Origin of the sequence: Micromonospora sp. DT201, from assembly GCF_049841575.1 — a bacterium.
Taxonomy (GTDB): domain Bacteria; phylum Actinomycetota; class Actinomycetes; order Mycobacteriales; family Micromonosporaceae; genus Micromonospora.
Genome location: NZ_JBNCKP010000005.1, coordinates 119,926 through 137,909, shown reverse-complemented (window position 1 = coordinate 137,909; position 17,984 = coordinate 119,926). Strand labels below are relative to the sequence as shown.

17 protein-coding genes are annotated in these 17,984 nt (G+C 71.3%); 7 read left to right on the top strand and 10 right to left on the bottom strand.

Translation table 11 applies throughout. From position 1 onward, the window contains the following. Positions 1-184 precede the first annotated feature (184 nt). Positions 185-1,378 (top strand): hypothetical protein, encoded by a 1,194-nt coding sequence (locus ACLQ28_RS12320; protein WP_425686362.1) that lies wholly within the window; start codon positions 185-187, stop codon positions 1,376-1,378. A 254-nt stretch (positions 1,379-1,632) separates the two neighbouring features. On the opposite strand, the gene dxs is transcribed toward ACLQ28_RS12320, so the two are convergent. The 3 genes from dxs to ACLQ28_RS12305 form a co-directional block, all read right to left on the bottom strand. After that, positions 1,633-3,582, bottom strand: a complete 1,950-nt coding sequence (dxs, locus tag ACLQ28_RS12315; RefSeq protein ID WP_425686361.1) for a 1-deoxy-D-xylulose-5-phosphate synthase — start codon at positions 3,580-3,582, stop codon at positions 1,633-1,635. Positions 3,583-3,846: 264 nt separating this feature from the next. Then, positions 3,847-5,082, bottom strand: coding sequence for a class I SAM-dependent RNA methyltransferase (locus ACLQ28_RS12310; protein WP_425686360.1), 1,236 nt, complete (start codon positions 5,080-5,082; stop codon positions 3,847-3,849). Positions 5,083-5,140: 58 nt separating this feature from the next. Next, positions 5,141-7,219, bottom strand: a complete 2,079-nt coding sequence (locus tag ACLQ28_RS12305) for an APC family permease (RefSeq protein ID WP_425686359.1) — start codon at positions 7,217-7,219, stop codon at positions 5,141-5,143. A 164-nt stretch (positions 7,220-7,383) separates the two neighbouring features. On the opposite strand from ACLQ28_RS12305, the gene ACLQ28_RS12300 reads away from it, so the two are divergent. Both ACLQ28_RS12300 and ACLQ28_RS12295 read left to right on the top strand, forming a co-directional pair. After that, entirely contained in the window at positions 7,384-8,049 is a 666-nt protein-coding gene (locus ACLQ28_RS12300) for a potassium channel family protein (protein WP_425686358.1), read from the top strand. Positions 8,050-8,052: 3 nt separating this feature from the next. After that, positions 8,053-8,742 carry a potassium channel family protein gene (locus ACLQ28_RS12295; protein WP_425686357.1) on the top strand — a complete coding sequence of 230 codons (690 nt, stop codon included), beginning with the start codon at positions 8,053-8,055 and terminating at the stop codon, positions 8,740-8,742. 43 nt (positions 8,743-8,785) lie between these two features. Here the strand turns inward: ACLQ28_RS12295 and ACLQ28_RS12290 are convergent, their stop codons facing one another. From ACLQ28_RS12290 to dut, 4 genes are all read right to left on the bottom strand, one after another. After that, positions 8,786-9,469, bottom strand: coding sequence for a DUF3159 domain-containing protein (locus tag ACLQ28_RS12290; protein ID WP_425686356.1), 684 nt, complete (start codon positions 9,467-9,469; stop codon positions 8,786-8,788). 25 nt (positions 9,470-9,494) lie between these two features. Then, on the bottom strand, positions 9,495-9,875 hold the full coding sequence (locus ACLQ28_RS12285) for an OB-fold nucleic acid binding domain-containing protein (protein WP_425686355.1): 381 nt from the start codon (positions 9,873-9,875) through the stop codon (positions 9,495-9,497). Positions 9,876-9,979: 104 nt separating this feature from the next. Beyond that, entirely contained in the window at positions 9,980-10,642 is a 663-nt protein-coding gene (locus ACLQ28_RS12280) for a DUF3710 domain-containing protein (protein WP_425686354.1), read from the bottom strand. Positions 10,643-10,667: 25 nt separating this feature from the next. After that, positions 10,668-11,204, bottom strand: a complete 537-nt coding sequence (gene dut / locus ACLQ28_RS12275; RefSeq protein WP_425686353.1) for a dUTP diphosphatase — start codon at positions 11,202-11,204, stop codon at positions 10,668-10,670. 90 nt (positions 11,205-11,294) lie between these two features. Between dut and ACLQ28_RS12270 the strand changes: the two genes are divergently transcribed. Next, positions 11,295-11,825 (top strand): DUF3093 domain-containing protein, encoded by a 531-nt coding sequence (locus tag ACLQ28_RS12270; RefSeq protein ID WP_425686557.1) that lies wholly within the window; start codon positions 11,295-11,297, stop codon positions 11,823-11,825. Positions 11,826-11,841: 16 nt separating this feature from the next. Here the strand turns inward: ACLQ28_RS12270 and ACLQ28_RS12265 are convergent, their stop codons facing one another. Together ACLQ28_RS12265 and ACLQ28_RS12260 are read right to left on the bottom strand one after the other, a co-directional pair. Beyond that, positions 11,842-12,663 (bottom strand): hypothetical protein, encoded by an 822-nt coding sequence (locus ACLQ28_RS12265; RefSeq protein WP_425686352.1) that lies wholly within the window; start codon positions 12,661-12,663, stop codon positions 11,842-11,844. Between the two features lie 115 nt (positions 12,664-12,778). Continuing rightward, entirely contained in the window at positions 12,779-13,075 is a 297-nt protein-coding gene (locus ACLQ28_RS12260) for a DUF4193 domain-containing protein (RefSeq protein WP_007075406.1), read from the bottom strand. 434 nt (positions 13,076-13,509) lie between these two features. Here ACLQ28_RS12260 and ACLQ28_RS12255 point away from each other — a divergent pair, with 434 nt between their 5' ends. Continuing rightward, entirely contained in the window at positions 13,510-14,022 is a 513-nt protein-coding gene (locus ACLQ28_RS12255; RefSeq protein ID WP_425686556.1) for a LytR C-terminal domain-containing protein, read from the top strand. A gap of 36 nt (positions 14,023-14,058) precedes the next feature. Here ACLQ28_RS12255 and ACLQ28_RS12250 read toward each other — a convergent pair whose 3' ends face one another. Further along, positions 14,059-14,880: an inositol monophosphatase family protein gene (locus ACLQ28_RS12250; protein WP_425686555.1), complete on the bottom strand. Its 822-nt coding sequence runs from the start codon at positions 14,878-14,880 to the stop codon at positions 14,059-14,061. Positions 14,881-15,170: 290 nt separating this feature from the next. On the opposite strand from ACLQ28_RS12250, the gene ACLQ28_RS12245 reads away from it, so the two are divergent. Together ACLQ28_RS12245 and ACLQ28_RS12240 are read left to right on the top strand one after the other, a co-directional pair. After that, positions 15,171-16,766, top strand: a complete 1,596-nt coding sequence (locus ACLQ28_RS12245) for an RNA polymerase sigma factor (RefSeq protein WP_425686351.1) — start codon at positions 15,171-15,173, stop codon at positions 16,764-16,766. Positions 16,767-17,011: 245 nt separating this feature from the next. Next, complete coding sequence (locus ACLQ28_RS12240) at positions 17,012-17,245, top strand: DUF7455 domain-containing protein (protein WP_030337431.1); 234 nt, start codon at positions 17,012-17,014, stop codon at positions 17,243-17,245. Positions 17,246-17,984 lie beyond the last annotated feature (739 nt).

The following is a 17,984-nucleotide window of genomic DNA, read 5'->3' as shown; positions in this document are numbered from 1 at the left end:
GGCAGGGCGCGGGACTCGGCAGGCGTCACAGTCGGCGGAGTCTACCGGAGCATCGAAAACAGACTAAAACCCCGGTGATGTCCACTGTGGTTTATTCGGCGACGGCCACCTCAGGCCCCGCATCGGACATCTCGTACTATGGCGCTTTCCGACAGCAACGGCGAGGCGATCGGGGGCGGGCCAGGTGACTGCAGGGCGTCGGTACGGCAGGGCGGCTGCCGTCCTGCTGAGCGCGCTGCTGGCCACCACGGCGTGCGGTCCGGTAGCCGACCGGAAGCCGCAGGACCTGCGGGTCGGGTACGACAGCCTGGACGGCACGCTGGCAGTGTGGCCGCCCCGCGGCGATCTCTCAGGGGACGCCACGGCGACGGCAGCGGTCACCGACGCGGTCCGCGACTGGCGGTCGCCGGCCGATGACCGTGTGCACCTGCCCTCGTCCGGCATCCTCTTCTCCGGTCGGGTCGACGCTGCGCCGGTGGCGATCGTGGCCGCCGACGTGCCCGGCGAGAACGCCTCCTGGCTGCTGCAACTCACCCGCGACGGCGATCGGTACGCGGTGACCCGCGCAACCGAGTACACCGACCCGGGCTACCTCGTCTACTCCGACGTGCTGCCGGTGCAGATCGCGGGCGGCCGGCGCTACCTGGTCTCCGCCCGGGTGCAGACCCTGGTCGGGCCACAGGATCGGACGTTGACCGTCGCGGACGGCCTCAGCGCGCCGGTCGACGTGCCGCCCTGCACGGCTGTCGGAGTGACCGCGACCCTGCGAACCACCGAGTCGCTGCCCCGCGGGAGGGCCGCCGACCGGCTGCTCGACCTGGGCACCGGCACCGTCGATCCGCGCTACCCACTCATCCGCGACGAGTCCGGCACGGGACGGCGGGCACTGACCGGCCTGGACACCTGCGTGCTGGCCGGTGATCGGGGCCCGTTCGGCAGCATTCCGCGCCGGATCGGTGACCGGGCTGCGCCGCGCTCGGTGCCGACGTCCTGGCCGATGGCGAAACTCACGGTTCGTTCGCTCGGCGAGGTCGCCCTCGGAGGTGGCGCAGCAGCCGAGTTGCAGCAGCTCAGCTGGGACACCGACGCCGGCACGATGACAGCTGTGGTCTATCGGCCCGCTGACGGTGGCGCGCCCGTCGTCTCGCCTGCCGACCGGGCCACCCCGTTGCAGGCGTACCAGTTGCCGGTGCCCGGTCAGCCGCTGGTGGTGCTCAACTGGCGGGCCACCCGGGACAGCTCCCTGTCTGTCCCACCGGAAACACCCCTGTTGGTCGAGCGCCCGGGTCTGGCGGTCATTCCCAGCCCGTCCCGCTCCCAGACCTACAGCCTCGCGAACTCCGACAAGACCCACTACCGCTCAGTAAAACCAAACTAACCCCACCCCACCCACCCCACCCCTCCCCGCCCCGCCCCACCCCGCCCCGCCCCCGCGATCTTGCACTTTCTGTCGCGGCAAATAGTGGCAAAGCACGCTTAGCTCCGACCGAAAGTGCAAGATCGCCGAAGCGGAGAGCGAAGCGGAGAGCGAAGCGGAGAGCGGGGGCCTCGCAGCGGAGACGCGGGGGGCAGATACGGCGACGGCGGGCGACCCTGGGAGGGGCCGCCCGCCGTTGTTGCGCCGTGGGTGGGTCAGTTTTGCGCGGAGGCGTTGCTGGCTGGGGTCAGGCGATCCGGAGTGGCGTCCAGGCCGGAGATCCAGCCGGTGACGTTGCGCGCCACGTCCTGGGCAGTCAGACCGAGGTCGGCGAGGATCTGCGCGCGGGTGCCGTGCGGGTGCCAGTCGGCGGGTACGCCAAGGTCCTTGAGCGGCACGCGGACGTCGGCGTCACGCATCGCCTGGGCGAGCGCGTCGCCCACCCCGCCGACCCGGACGCCGTCCTCGACGCTGACCACGAGCCGGTGCCTGGCTGCCATCTCGACCAGCTCCGCCGGGATCGGGCGCACCCAGCGAGGGTCGACAACGGTGACCCCGTAGCCCTGCTCGGCGACTCGGGCGGCCACCTCCATGCCCAGCTGCCCGAAGGAGCCGATGGCGACGAGCAGCACGTCGGTACGTGTCGACTCGGCCAGCACGTCGACCTGGCCGACCCGGCGCAGCGCCGGCAGGTCCGCGGCGACCGCGCCGGTCGGGAAGCGCAGCACGGTGGGGCCGTTGTCGACGGCCACCGCCTCGCGCAACTCCTCCCTCAGCGTTGCGGCGTCGCGGGGAGCGGCGATCCGCAGCCCGGGCACCACGCCGAAGACCGACATGTCCCAGATGCCGTAGTGGCTGGGGCCGTCCGGGCCGGTGATGCCCGCCCGGTCCAGCACGAAGGTCACCGGCAGCTTGTGCATCGCCACGTCCAGCAGGACCTGGTCGAAGGCGCGGTTGAGGAAGGTGGCGTAGACCGCGACCACCGGGTGCAGACCGCCGAGCGCCAGCCCCGCCGCCGAGGTGGCGGCGTGCTGCTCGGCGATGCCCACGTCGTACACCCGCTCGGGGTACTTGCGGGCCAGCTTGGCGATGCCGGTCGGCTCGGCCATCGCGGCGGTGATGCCCACCACGTCCGGGCGCTCTTCGGCGACGGCAAGCAGCTCGTCGGCGAAGACGTGCGTCCACTTCACCGACGGGGCGGCCAGCAGCGCACCGGTCTCGACGTCGAAGGCGCTGCTCGGGCCGTGCAGGCAGTCCGCCTCGTCCTCCTCGGCGGGGCGGTAGCCGTAGCCCTTGCGGGTGACCGCGTGCACGATCACCGGGCCGCCGAAGTTCTTCGCCGCGCGCAGCGCCGCCTCGACTGCCGCCACGTCGTGCCCATCCACCGGGCCCACGTACTTGATGCCGAGGTCCTCGAACATGGCCTGCGGGGCGACCGCGTCCTTGATGCCCTTCTTGACCGCGTGCAGCATCTCGTACATCGGACGGCCGACCACCGGCGTGGAGCCGAGGGCGTCCTTGACCGTGTCGAGGACCTTCTCGTAGCCCGGGTTGAGCCGCAGCGAGGAGAGGTGGTCGGCCAGCCCGCCGATGGTCGGGGCGTACGAGCGACCGTTGTCGTTGACCACGATCACCAGCGGGTTGCCAGCGGTGGCGATGTTGTTCAGCGCCTCCCAGCACATGCCGCCGGTGAGCGCGCCGTCGCCGACCACGGCCACGACGCTGCGCGCCTCACCGCGCAGGGCGTACGCCTTGGCCAGGCCATCGGCGTAGGAGAGCGCGGTGGAGGCGTGCGAGTTTTCGATGAGGTCGTGCTCGCTCTCGGCCTGGCTGGGGTAGCCGGAGAGGCCACCGCGCTGGCGGAGCTTGTCGAAGCCGGCCTGACGCCCGGTGACGATCTTGTGTACGTACGCCTGGTGGCCGGTGTCGAACAGGAGCCGGTCCCGGGGTGAGTCGAAGACGCGGTGCATGGCCAGCGTCAGCTCGACCACACCGAGGTTGGGTCCGACGTGCCCGCCGGTGCGGGAGACCTTGGTGATCAGGAAGTCACGAATCTCGGCGGCGAGGACGTCCAGTTCCTCGACGGACATCCGCTTGACGTCCTGCGGACCGCGTACCGTCCCCAGCAGCCGGCCGTGGTTGGCCGTGTCCTCTTCAACACTCATGACCGGAGAGTCTATCGGCCGTGCGGTACTCCGCAGCCCGACCCGAGCCCCTGGCGTCGGGGCTGGGCCTGGGGCCGGCGGCCGAGCACCCGCGCGGACACCCGCAGGCCGGCACCGGGGCGACCGGCGGCACGCCTGGTCAGCCCCGGATCCGCAGCCGGCGTGGCGAGCGGCCGAAACACCGGGGTACGACGGCCCGGTCGGCGAGCCAGCCCAGCGGGTGGGGTTGCGCACACCACCACCGGCGTCGAACAGGAATCGGTGTCAACGCCCGAGCGGGGGCAGCAGCAGCCCGACCTGCTCGACGTGTTGGGTCATCGGGAAGAGATCGAAGCCCCGCAGCGCCGCCAACCGCCAACCGAGCTCGGTGAAGGTGCGGACGTCCCGAGCGAAGGCCGCCGGGTCGCAGGCCACGTACGCGACCGCCCGCGGGCCGGCGGCAGCCAGCGCGCGGACCACCTGGGCTCCTGCGCCGGAGCGCGGCGGGTCGAGCACCACCACGTCGACCGGGCCGGTGATCCGTCGGCGGGCCAGCGCGGTCTCCACCCGGGCCGACACCACCTCGACCGTGGGCAGGTCGGCAAGGTTCTCCCGGGCGGCGGCGACGCCCTGCGCCGCGGCCTCCACCAGGGTCACCCGGCCGGTCGCACCGACCCGGGCGGCCAACCCGGCGGCGAACAGCCCGGCACCGCCGTAGAGGTCCCAGGCGACCTCGCCCGGCTGGGGGTCCAGCAGCTCCAGCACCGCCGTGGACAGGGTGTCCGCTGCGGCCGGGTGCACCTGCCAGAACGCGGACGCGGGCAGCGTCCAGTCGCGTCCGGCGGCGACCTCGCGGACCTCCGTCGGGCCGCTCACGCCGGTGGGAACCCCGTCGCGGACCTCCGTGACGGTCACGTCCCCACCGGTGCTGGCGACGGTCTCCACCGCCTCGGCGGTCGGCCAGCGCGCGCCGGTGGGGGTGAGCACCGGCAGCTGCTGGATGGCCGGATGGGCGATCCGGCAACGGTCGATCGGCACCACCTCGTGCGAGCGGTGCTTGAGCAGGCCGGCCCGGTCGGCTGCGTCCACGGCGTAGCGGACCCGGGAGCGCCAGCCCAGCAACCCGCCGGGCAGCGCCTCGACCCGGACGCCGAGCTGGTCCAGCTCGACATCGGTCAGCCCGCCGAGGCGGACCAACTGCTCACGCACCACGGCGGTCTTCCAGGCCAGTTGCGCGTCCGGGGCGACGTGCTGCAGGTCGCAGCCACCGCAGGCGCCCGGCTTCGCGTACGGGCAGGGGGGCTCGACCCGGTCCGGTGAGGGTTCCAGCACGGTCACCGCGTCGGCCCGGACGAAGCCCCGGTGCACCTCGGTGACCTCGGCGATGACCCGTTCGCCGGGCAGCGCGTGCCGGACGAAGACCACCTGCCCGTCGACCCGTGCCACGCAGTGCCCGCCGGGGGCGACCGCGTCGACGGTCAGCTCGACGCGTTCCGCCTCGGCCAGGCCACGCTCGGCCACCGAAGGCACCGAAGGCACCGAAGGGGGCACGGATGTCGCAGCCCGCCGCACGCCCGGCTCAGTCACGGCCGGTCCCGACCGGGCCGCCGTCGGTCGGGCGGCTCTCGGGGGCCGGTGCGGAGACCACCGGCAGGTCGGCCGGCGGCAGGCCGCCTCGCGGCCCGCGCGCCGGGGTCCGGGACAGCGTGGCGTCCAGCCGGTCCAGGTTCTTGCTCGCCGTCGACGCGAGCTGCCACGGCACGCTCACCACCATCACCCCCGGTTCGAAGAGCAGCCGGCCCTTGAGGCGCAGGGCGCTCTGGTTGTGCAACAGGTTCTCCCACCAGCGGCCGACGACGTACTCCGGGATGAAGACGGTGACCACGTCCCGGGGCGACGTGCGGCGGGTGGAGGCGACGAAGTCCAGGATCGGCCGGGTGATCTCCCGGTACGGCGAGTCGATGACCGTGAGCGGAATGGCCATCTCCCGTCGTTCCCAGTCGGCCTGCAGGTCCCGGGTGTCCTTGTCGTCCACGTTGACGGTCACGGCGGTCAGGGTGTCCGGCCGGGTGGCCCGGGCGTAGGCGATGGCCCGCAGCGTCGGCTGGTGCAGTTTGCTGACCAGCACGATCGCGTGGTTGCGGGCGGGCAGCACGGCCCGGCCCTCGTCCGGCGGGGTCAGCTCGACGGCGATCCGGTCGTAGTGCCGGCGGATGGCCAGCATCAGCACGTAGATCACCGCCATCGCGGCGATCGCGATCCAGGCGCCGAGCAGGAACTTGGTGATCAGGACGATCACCAGCACCGTCCCGGTCAGACCCATGCCGAACGTGTTGATCGCCCGGGAGCGGTGCATTCGGCGGCGCTTCTCCGGATCCCGCTCGGTACGCAGGTGCCGGTTCCAGTGCCGGATCATCCCGGCCTGGGAGACGGTGAACGAGACGAAGACCCCGACGATGTACAGCTGGATGAGCCGGGTCACCTCGGCCTGGAAACCGACGATCAGCACGATCGCGAAGAGGGCGAGGAAGGTGATGCCGTTGGAGAAGGCCAGCCGGTCGCCCCGGGTGTGGAACTGGCGGGGCAGGTAGCGGTCCTGGGCGAGGATCGAGCCGAGCACCGGGAACCCGTTGAACGCGGTGTTCGCGGCCAGGAAGAGGATGAGCGCGGTCATCCCGGCCACCACGTAGAGCAGGAACGAGCCGGAACCGAAGACCGTCTCGCCGAGCTGGGTGGTGACCGTCTTCTGCACGTAGCCGTCGGGGCCGGAGACGATCTGGAGGGCCGGGTCCTCGACGAACTGCAGGTGGGTCAGCCGGGCCAGCCAGATGATCCCGACGAGCAAGCTCACCGCGATCGTCCCCAGCAGCAGCAGCGTCGTCGCGGCGTTGCGGCTCTTCGGGGCCTTGAACGCCGGCACACCGTTGGAGATCGCCTCGACGCCGGTGAGCGCGGCGGCACCCGAGCTGAACGTCCGCAGCAGCAGGAAGATCAGTGCGAAACCGGTCACGCTGTGCTCGGCCTGGATGACCAGGTCGGCGCTGGGAGCCCGCAGGTCGTCACCCAGCACGAAGACCCGGAAGAGCCCGGTGAGCAGCATCCCGCCCATCACGATGACGAAGCCGTAGGTGGGGATGGCGAACGCCGTGCCCGACTCGCGCAGGCCGCGCAGGTTGACCGCGGTCAGCAGCACCACCGCGAGCACCGCGATCAGGACCTTGTGGGTGGCCACGAACGGCACCACCGAGCCGAGGTTGGCCACCCCGGAGGAGACCGACACCGCCACCGTGAGCACGTAGTCGACCAACAGCGCGCTGGCCACCCCGACTCCGAACTTCGGACCCAGGTTGACCGTGGCCACCTCGTAGTCGCCACCACCGGAGGGGTAGGCGTGCACGTTCTGCCGGTAGCTCGCCACCACGGTGAGCATCACCACGACCACGGCCAGCGCGATCCACGGGGAGAACACGTACGCCGAGGCGCCGGCGATGGAGAGGGTCAGCAGGATCTCGTCGGGCGCGTACGCGACGCTGGACAGCGCGTCGGAGGCGAACACGGGCAGCGCGATGCGCTTCGGCAGGAGGGTGTGCTGCAGACGGTCGGACCGGAACGGTCGACCGAGGAGCAGTCGCTTCAGCAGCGAGGTGGGACTGGCCACGAACGCCAAGACTACGACCACCTCGATGGGAGCGCGGGGGTGGGCGATCGTCGCCGCTCGACACGACGGGGTACGGTCGGTCCCCGCTTCCCACCGGGACGTGGCAGGCTCGCACTGGGAAGGCCGCCGGCAGCGGGAGCGGTACGCACCTTGGGAGGGACAGCGTGCACGTCGTGATCATGGGATGTGGTCGGGTCGGATCGACCCTCGCCCACAGCCTGGAATCCCGGGGGCACTCGGTGGCGGTGATCGACCAGGACGCTGACGCCTTCCGCCGGCTCGGCCCCGACTTCGCCGGAATCACGGTGACCGGGGCCGGCTTCGACGGCGAGGTGCTGCGACAGGCCGGCATCGAACGCGCCGACGCCTTCGCGGCGGTCTCCAGCGGTGACAACTCGAACATCATCTCGGCCCGGCTGGCCCGCGAGACGTTCGGCGTGTCCCGGGTCGCGGCCCGCATCTACGACCAGCGCCGGGCGCAGGTCTACGAGCGGCTGGGCATCCCCACCGTGGCGACCGTGCGCTGGACGGCCGACCGGATGCTTCGGCACCTGGTGCCGGAGGGCAACGTGGAGATCTTCCGCGATCCCACGAGCACCGTGTCGATCGTCGAGGTGCCGGTGCACAAGGACTGGATCGGCCTGTCGATCCGAACGCTGGAGGAGGCGGCCGGAGCACGGGTGGCCTATCTGATCCGCTTCGGCATCGGCACGCTGCCCACCGGTTCCACAGTCGTGCAGGAGGGTGACCAGGTGTTCATGCTGGTCAGCGATGACATCGTGGCGACGGTCACGTCGGTGGCGGCGACGCCGCCGGAAGGGGGGCACTGAGCCATGCGGGTCGCCATCGCGGGCGCGGGCAACGTGGGTCGCTCGATCGCCCAGGAGTTGATCGACAACGGCCACCAGGTGATGCTGATCGAGCGCCAGCCCAAGATGCTGCGCCCCGACCGGGTGCCGGCCGCCGAGTGGGTGCTGGCCGACGCGTGCGAGCTGACCAGCCTGGAGGAGGCCAACGTCGCCGGGTGCGACGTGGTGGTCGCGGCGACGGGTGACGACAAGACCAACCTGGTGCTGTCGCTGTTGGCCAAGACCGAATTCGCGGTGCCCCGCGTGGTCGCCCGGGTCAACCGGGCCGAGAACGAGTGGCTGTTCACCGAGCAGTGGGGCGTGGACGTCGCGGTGAGCAAGCCGCGCGTGATGGCCGCACTGGTCGAGGAGGCGGTCACCGTCGGCGACCTGGTCCGGTTGATGACGTTCCGGCAGGGCGAGGCGAACCTGGTCGAGATCACCCTGCCACCGACCGCACCCTACGTCGGTCAGCCGATCCACGCCGTGCCGCTGCCCCGCGACTCCGCGCTGGTGGCGATCCTGCGCGGCAAGCGGGTCCTGGTGCCCAGCCCGGACGACCCGATCGAGGCCGGCGACGAGTTGGTCTTCGTCTGCACCGCCGAGGTGGAGGACCAGGTCCGCGCGGTCATCCTCGGAGCGGACAGCGTCGAGAGAACCCGCGGCTCACGCTGAAGCCGACGGGCGGGCGCTGGGCGGGCCGGTCGCCCGGCCCCGCTCAGGCGCCGGGCAGCGGGGTCTGCTGCGACTCCCGGGTGACCCGGCGCACCGTCCAGACCGTGATCAACAGCAGCAGCGCGTACGGCGGGTAGCCCAGCACCAGCCGGGCCACGCCCAGCGCGGTGTCCTGGTGGGCCAGGTAGAGCCCGGCCTGCACGCCCACCTTGGCCAGCCAGACCACCCCCCAGAGCACGGTCAGCTGGGTGAAGACGCGCACCAGTTTCGGCTCGTCCCGCCACTCCGAGCGGCCCTTGGCGACCAGCACCGACCAGATCCAGCCCACCAGCGGCTGCCGGATCGCCGCCGAGATCAGCAGGGCGACCCCGTACCCGATGCCGTAGAGGATGCCGGGAAGGTAGAAGTCGCGCTCGTCACCGGTGCGCCAGGCGATGGCCGCGCCGACGCCGACGCCGAACAGTCCGTTGACGGCGTGCCGGATCGGCCGGCGCTGAGCCAGCCGCAGCCCGGCGATCAGCAGCGCGACGGAGATCGAGGCGATCACCGCCGGCCGCAACTCGCCGATGATGTTGGCGAAGACGAAGACCACGACCGGGATGCTCGACTCGACCAGGCCCCGCCAGCCGCCAAGCTGGTCGGCCATCTGCTCGGCGATCGTCGGCAGCGGCTCTTCGTCCTGAGAGCCGGTCTCCGGCTGCGCCGCCCGGTCCTGTCCCGTCGTCATCGCCGGCCTTCCGTCCGCAGCGCCGTCACTTCGGCGAGTCCAGCTCGTAGTACGGGTTGTAGATGACCTTGCGGTCGTCGCGCACCGCCATCCGCCCACGGACGGTCAGGTGCCGGCCCGGCTCGATGCCGGCGATGTGTCGTCGACCCAACCAGACCAGGGTGACCACGTCGGTGCCGTCGTACAGGTCGGCCTCAAGGGTGGGCAGGTTGGTGCGCGGCGTGTAGACCACCGTGCGCAGCCGACCAGCGACCGAGACCAACTGGCCCCGGGAGCACTGCTGGGCCGGGATCCCGCCGCACTGGGCGCTCTCCCGACGCAGCTCCTGCGCGTCGATCTCGGCCTCGCTGGCGGTGAACCGTTGCAGGATGCGCCGCAGCGACACCCGGCTCTCGTCGGTCGTCATGACCTCCGCGTCACCCTCTCCACGCTCGCCGATCCCGGCGACGCCGGAACCGTGCCGCCAGCGTACGCCGATGGGGCTGGTTCCGGCGGGCCGAGGCATGCGGGTCAGACCTGCCGCGGCTCGGCGGCGGCGTCGCCCGCCTCCGCATCGGCCTGGTCGGAGACCTCCCGGGGCAGCCGCAGCGGAAGCGGCTCGCGGACCGGCTTCGCCTCCTGGCCACGGTCGACCACCAGGCCGTCCAGGCACTCGACGAGCGGCCCGGCCACGGATGGATCGGTGGCCACCGGGCCCTGGAACACGCCGCGGACCATCCAGCGCGGCCCGTCGACGCCGACGAACCGCAGGTTCGTCGGGCCGTCCGGGGTAGCCACCTGGGCGTGCAACTCCGGGCCGTACTCGCCGTCGACCTCCTGCGCGTCCGCACCGTCGCGGAGCAGCGACTGGCGGATCTCCTCGCGTACCTCGTCCCAGATCCCCTCGGACCGGGGGGCGGCGAAGACACCCAGCTGGAGCGCGTTGTCGCCATGCACCAGCACCACCTGCTGGATCACACCCTGCGGGTCGGCCTGCACCCGCACCTCGACCTCAGCGATCGCCGGGATGTGCAGGCTGCCCAGATCGAGCCGCTGCACGTCGTCGTAGCTCTCGGCGATGTCGTACGGGCCGCGCACCAGCGTCGGTGCCGCATCACCCTGGTCCGGGACCTCGATGGCCCGCTCGTCACGGGTCTGCCGCTCGGCATCGGCCCGCTTTCGGGAGAAGATCACTGCGCCCGCCCTCCGCTGTTCACGCTCACCCTGCCATCTCTTCCGTCTGCCCACGGCCCGGCTCATCCGGCCGCTGCTCGACCCGGTCCTGGCTCGCCGGCGACGGCACCAGCCCGGCGTGCCCACCGGTGGACCCGTGCCCGCCGGTCCCGCGCCGGGACGCGGGCAGCTCGGCCACCGGCTCGAACAGCGCCCGTGCGACCTGCTGGACCACGAGCTGCGCGATCCGGTCACCGCGGGAGATCTTCGCCGGCACATCCCGATCATGGTTGATCAGGTTGACCAGGATCTCACCCCGGTAGCCGGCGTCGACCGTACCGGGCGCGTTGAGCACCGTCACGCCGAGCCTGGCCGCCAGACCGGATCGGGGATGGACCAGGCCCACGTACCCCTCCGGCAGCGCGATGGCCACCCCGGTGGGCACCAGGGCACGGCCGCCAGGCGGCAGCTCCACGTCCGCGGCCGCCACTAGGTCGGCCCCGGCGTCGCCGGGATGGGAGTACGTGGGCAGCGGCAGCTCGGAGTCGAGCAGCTGTACGGGCACGGGTACGACGTCGGTCACGGGTCCCCTCTTCTGTCCGGTTCGCGGGGTGACCCTGCCATCCTGCCGGTTCGCCGAGCCGCCGTGCGCCGTACCCTCGCAGGAGTGAGCATGTCGCCCTCCCCGTCCGCCGATCAGCCGCCGGTTTCCGCCCGCACGGCGTACACCGAACGGCTGGATCTGCCCTGGTGGCTGTGGCTGGCCGGGCTGGTGGCCGCCGCGCTGCTGGCCGTCGAGATCTGGATGGGTGCCTCCGGCGTCCGCGCCTGGCTGCCGTTCGCCGTGCTGCTGCCGCTCAGCGCGGCCGGGATGTGGTGGCTGGGCCGGATCCGGGTCGGGGTCGTCGACTCCGAGCTGCGGGTGGACGACGCCCGCCTGCCGGTGCGCTTCGTGGCCGACGTGGTGCCACTGGACGCGGCCGGTCGCCGTGAGGTGCTCGGGGTTGGCGCGGACCCGCTCGCCTTCGTGGTGCAGCGACCGTGGATCGGCGGTGCCGTGCAGGTGGTGCTCGACGATCCGGCCGACCCGACCCCGTTCTGGGTGGTGAGCACGCGGCACCCGGTCGAGCTGGCCGAGGCGGTGCTGACCGCACGGGACGCCCTCCGCCCACGCGTCGACCGACCGGCCGGCGAGTTGGCCTGACCGACCACGCCGTACGTCAGGTGCCGGTCGGGGGGCCCGGCAGGGCCGGCGGTGGCGCGGGCCGGGCGATGCCCCGCCGACGTAGGTCCACCTGAAGCTGGGCGGCCATCTGCTGGGTGGCCCGCCGGTTGAGGAAGCTGGCGACCGCCGCACCGGTCAGGAGCGGCCCGAGCGTGGTGAGGTTGCGACCGAAACGCCGCAGCAGCATGTCCCGCAGCTCCTTGCGGGCGGCGGTGCCGAGCACCGCTCCCACTCCCACGCCGGGCACCATCGGGTTGACCCCGCGCTGGGTGGCCCAGGAGTGCACCAGGGCGACAGCCCGTTGGCTGCCGCCGGCCGGCAGCTCCACACCGTGGATCTCGTGCAGCTCACCGACGAGCTTCAGCTCCACCGCCACCACAGCCACGGTCTCGACGGCGAGCAGCACCGGGGCGGAGAGCAGGGTCGGGGCGACCGCCCACTCGACGGCGGCGACTCCCCCACCGGCCGCGCCGATCGCGGCGGTGGTCCGGGACGCGTTGCGGATGAGCCTGTCGGCCAGGGCGGCGTCGTCCAGGCCGGGGAAGTGCCGGCGCAAGCTGTCCAGATCCCGCACCGGTACGTGCGGGGCGATCTCGGCGACGGTGTCGACCATCCAACGCACGGCGGCGCGGGGCTTGAACAGGTCCGAGATGCCCCGGACGCGGGCCTGCCCGACCATCCGGGTCAGTAGTTGACGGCGTCGGGCCGGCTCGATGTCGTCCGCGGTCAACGCCGCGACGGTGGCACCCAACTCGCCCGCGCCGGTGGCGCCGAGGTCGTCCGCGCCGCCGTCGGTGGTGCCGCCTCGATCGCTCATCGGACCTCCCGGTGCTGTGGCTACCCCCTACGAGTCAAGCAGGTACCCACCTCGGCCGCATGCCTACACCGCAGCGGCGGCCCCGTTCAGGAGGCCGCCGCTGGTGTCACGGCTGTCAGACGCACTCGCGGCAGATCAGCTCGCCATTACGCTCGACTGCCAGCTGGCTACGGTGGTGAACCAGGAAGCAGCGGGCGCACCGGAACTCGTCCTGCTGCATTGGAAGCACCTTGACCGTGAGCTCCTCGTCGGCCAGATCGGCACCGGGCAGCTCAAAGCTCTCGGCCACCTCGGCCTCGTCGACGTCCACCGCGCCCGACTGTGAGTCGACGCGCCGGGCCTTGAGCTCTTCCAGGCTGTCCTCGCCGAGGTCGACCTCGTCGCGACGCGGGGCGTCGTAGTCGGTGGCCATCGGTTTTCACTCTCCCATATCGATGTTGTCGCTTCCGGTTGTAACGCCGGACGACGCTGTTTCGGTTCCGCTGGCCGGCCACCACTTGTGTCGGGCACCCGACCCGAGGACCGAACGGGTCGAGCTCGCTGGGGCGACTCCCCTGCGAGCGCGGAACCTTACCCCCCCTTGGGCGAGGCATGTATACCGCCCTTGCGGCTGAGATGTACGCCCCCGCACGCGAAGTTGTTCCCAATGTGATTCAGGCGACACGAAGATAGGGGTAGTAGTACCTGGTTCGCGGTCGGCGCGCCGGCATGTCGGGCTGTTTCCACGCGACGGCCGGACAACCGTTAACCTCAGCGGCGTATTCGACGGCCGGCGGCCGGTCCGATCGTTGCCGGCCGCCTCCACCCACCTGAAGTCCCGGGAGTGCCCAGATGAGTTTTGCGCGAGTGCGAGCACTCGTCGTCGTCGGCCTGCTGGGGGTTCTGGCCCTGGTGTTCGTGGTCACCGCGATCGTCCGGGACAGCCAGGGGAAGGCAGGCACGGCCGCCGGCTGCCCAGAGGGCTGGCCGCTGGCCGACCTGACTCTGCACGAGCCCAAGGACGTCAAGATCAACGTGTTGAACGCGACCGACGAAGTCGGCCGGGCCGGCAGCGTCGCGGACGACTTCCGCAACCGCAAGTTCCAGGTCCAGAAGGTCGGCAACGCCCCGAAGGAAGACAAGGTGGCGCTGCTGGTGTACGGCCCGAAGGCTGTCGGCTCCGCGCATCTTCTGCAGGCATATTTCCTGAACAACGCCAAGCCGGTCTACGACGGGAAGCGCACCGACGACGTCGTGGACGTGGTGCTGGGCAACAATTTCCAGCAGCTCGCCACCACGACCGAGGTCAACCAGTCCCTCGGTGACTCGGGCCCGGTGGAGGCGCCTCCGCAGTCCTGCCCGTCCCCGCCCGCCAAGTGACGGCGTAACCAGCCAGCCCCGCCGCTGCTCGGCCGATCAGGGGCCGCCGGCGGCGTCCAACTCGGCCAGCCGGTCGTGCAGCGGCGCAAAGAGCGCGGGCGGGGCCGCGACCACCAGGTCCGGCCCGGGCGGCCGACCGGCCAGGCCGGCGACTCGCACACCCGCCTCGGCCGCCACCAGCCCACCCGCTGCCAGATCCCAGGCCCCGAGGCCCTTCTCGAAGTACGCGTCGAGCCGGCCCTCCGCGACCAGGCAGAGGTCCAGCGCGGCGGCACCGAGCCGGCGGATGTCCCGTACGTGAGCGATCAGCCCGGCCACCACCTTGCCCTGGTGCGCACGGCGGCCGGCGTCGTAGCCGAAGCCGGTGCCGACCAGCGCCTGCCCCAGGTCTACCTCGCCGGAACAGCGCAGCTGGACCCCGTCGCGCCAGGCCCCACCCCCGGCGGTGGCCGTCCACTCCTCGCCGGTGTTCACGTTGCGCACCACCCCCGCGACCACCACCCCGTCGACCTCGGCGGCCAGCGACACCGCGCTGTACGGCAGCCCGTAGAGGTAGTTGACGGTGCCGTCGATCGGGTCGACGATCCAACGCACCCCGCCCGGCGCGACCGGCCCGGTGTCCCCCGTGCCGTATTCCTCGCCGAGCACCGCGTCGTTCGGCCGCAACTGCTTCAGCGCGTCGAGCACCTGCCGCTCGACCGCCCGGTCCGCCGCGGTGACCACGTCCGTGACCGTGCTCTTGGTCGCAGCCACGGAGACACCCTCGACCCGCATCCGGTACGCCGTCGCCGCCGCGTCCCGCGCCACGTCGAGCGCGATCGCCAGAAGTTCCCGAGGTGAGGGCGCCGAACGGTGCATCGCAACATCCCCTTCCCGCACGACCGGGGTGTTCCGGGTCACGCGCGAGTATCATCCTTACAAAGTCCAAACCAGCGTTGAATCAGCGGTCCCACCGTCGTTACACAGTGCGGCGCAGGATGATCGCCGCAGACGGCGTTACAATTCACCCCTGCCCACGCGCCACGGACCGCCGATCACCGGCCGGCCCGGGACGCGAGGGTCCCTCAACCACATCGCCCGGCCACGGTTGACCCACGCTGTGCCGGACGACCCGGCCGTGCCCGCTCTTCGCCTCCGGAAGGTCATTCGTGACAGAACCCCGCCAGACCGGCGCCGACGTTCGCTCGCTCACCGACACCCTGATCGCCCACGCTCAGAGCGCCGGTGGTCAGCTCACGTCGGCCCAGCTCGCGCGCACCGTCGAGTCCGCCGAGGTGACTCCGGCGCAGGCCAAGAAGATTCTGCGGGCGCTCTCCGAGGCGGGAGTGACCGTGGTGGTCGACGGCTCGGCGAGCACTCGTCGCCGCGTCTCTGCCGCCCGCTCGACAACGCCTGCGTCCCGGGCCACCACCGCCAAGACCACCAAGAAGGCCGCCGCGCCGGCCCCGAAGCAGGCGCCGGCGGCCGACGACGCGCCGTCGACGTCGGCCCCGCGCAAGGTCGCCGCACGTAAGGCCACCGGCAGCCCCGCCGAGGGTGCCGCGACTCCGGCGAAGGCCACCAAGTCGACCCGGGCCACCAAGGCGACGGTCGCCGCCGCTGGCGCCAAGGCCGGCACCAAGGCCAAGGGCGAGGGCGCCGAGGGCGATATCGACCCGGAGGAGCTGGCCGCCGCGATCGAGGACGTGGTGGTCGAGGAGCCAGCCGAGCTGGCCCAGGCCGCCGAGACCGACGCCGCCGCCTCGGCGACCGACAACGACTTCGAGTGGGACGACGAGGAGTCCGAGGCACTCAAGCAGGCCCGGCGGGACGCCGAGCTGACCGCCTCCGCCGACTCGGTCCGCGCTTACCTGAAGCAGATCGGCAAGGTTCCGCTGCTCAACGCCGAGCAGGAGGTGGAGCTGGCCAAGCGGATCGAGGCCGGGCTCTACGCCGCTGAGCGGCTGCGTGCAGCCGACGAGGGCGAGGAGAAGCTCGTCCGGGACATGGTCCGTGACCTGGGCTGGATCTCCCGCGACGGCGAGCGGGCCAAAAACCACCTCCTGGAGGCGAACCTCCGACTGGTGGTGTCGCTGGCCAAGCGGTACACGGGTCGCGGAATGGCCTTCCTGGACCTGATCCAGGAGGGCAACCTCGGTCTGATCCGCGCGGTGGAGAAGTTCGACTACACCAAGGGCTACAAGTTCTCCACGTACGCCACCTGGTGGATCCGGCAGGCGATCACCCGCGCGATGGCCGACCAGGCCCGCACCATCCGTATCCCGGTGCACATGGTCGAGGTCATCAACAAGCTCGGCCGCATACAGCGCGAGCTGCTCCAGGATCTGGGCCGCGAGCCCACCCCGGAGGAGCTGGCCAAGGAGATGGACATCACACCGGAGAAGGTGCTGGAGATCCAGCAGTACGCCCGGGAGCCCATCTCTCTGGACCAGACCATCGGCGACGAGGGCGACAGCCAGCTCGGTGACTTCATCGAGGATTCCGAGGCCGTGGTCGCGGTCGACGCGGTCTCGTTCTCGCTCCTGCAGGACCAGCTTCAGCAGGTGCTGCAGACGCTCTCCGAGCGTGAGGCGGGTGTGGTACGCCTGCGCTTCGGCCTGACCGACGGCCAGCCGCGGACGCTGGACGAGATCGGCCAGGTCTACGGGGTGACCCGGGAGCGGATCCGGCAGATCGAATCCAAGACGATGTCCAAGCTGCGTCACCCGTCCCGGTCGCAGGTCCTCCGGGATTACCTGGACTGAGCGGGTTTCGTCAACCGAACGTGTCGTTTTGACCACCTGGTGTGCAACACCAGATGGTGATCGACCGGATGCACGAATGTGATCGTTGACGTGGCACCCTGGGTGCACGGCACACTGTCCCTGCCAGGTGTGACCTCGGTCCCCCGCGGGCACACAGGGAAGGCAGTGCCTAGCAAGGGTGTTGCACCATAGGTGAGCAACGACCGAAGAGATTGTTCATCGGTGACGACCAGAGGAGGAAGGCGATGACCCCGACCCTCACGCCGCCGCCCGAGACGGTGGCACCCCCAGCCGCCGATGAACGGTGCGACCGCTGCAATGCTGCCGGGAAGCTCCGGATCACTCTGGCGGGTGGGAGCGAGCTGGTGTTCTGCGGGCACCACGCGAACAAGTACGCGGAGGATCTCGTGAAGATCACCGAGCGGTTCGCAACGGAGCCCGATTTCAGCTGGCGTGGCGCCGATCTGATGGCGAACTAGATCCGCAAACCGACATAGCCGGCCGGAGGTACCCCGAGGGTGCCTCCGGCCGGCTTTTTCATACCCACATCACCCCGCGCCCCGCGCCCCACGCCCCACGCCCCACGCCCCACGCCCCACGCCCCACGCCCCACGCCCCACGCCCCACGCCCCACGCCCCACGCCCAAGATCGTGCTCGATCCAGGAAGTAGTGGCTTCCCCGACGATCCGATACCACTCGATCCTGGAACGAGCACGATCTTGGCGAGGTAGTGCCGCCGGAGCGGGCATTCCTAGATCGCGGTCCCCGGGCCACCGCGACCCGGTCCCGGCCCGGCGAGGGAAGGCACAGCGCGACTCCAGGGCAGGCACAGCGCAGCGCAAGGGCAGGTGCAGCGCGACTCAAGGGCAGGTACAGCGCGGCGAAGGGCCAGGCACAGCTCGACTCAAGGACCTTGTCCGGTTTTGCCGCGTTGGCCGATTCGGCACGACGATGATCGACACAATATCGGCGATGTTGGGGCATCACCCCGCCCGGATACCCCCATGTCGGCGATCCGGAGTGGATCATCCCCCGAGGCGTCGGGGTAAAGGCAACTACCGGCTCATTTGGGTAATTTGTCCGTTGAACCTCGCGAGCCCGCACCGCCGCCAGGTGCAGTGCAGCGCAGACGCAGGCGCAGCGCAGACGCAGGCGCAGCGCAGACGCAGGCGCAGCGCAGACGCAGGCGCAGCGCAGACGCAGGCGCAGCGCAGACG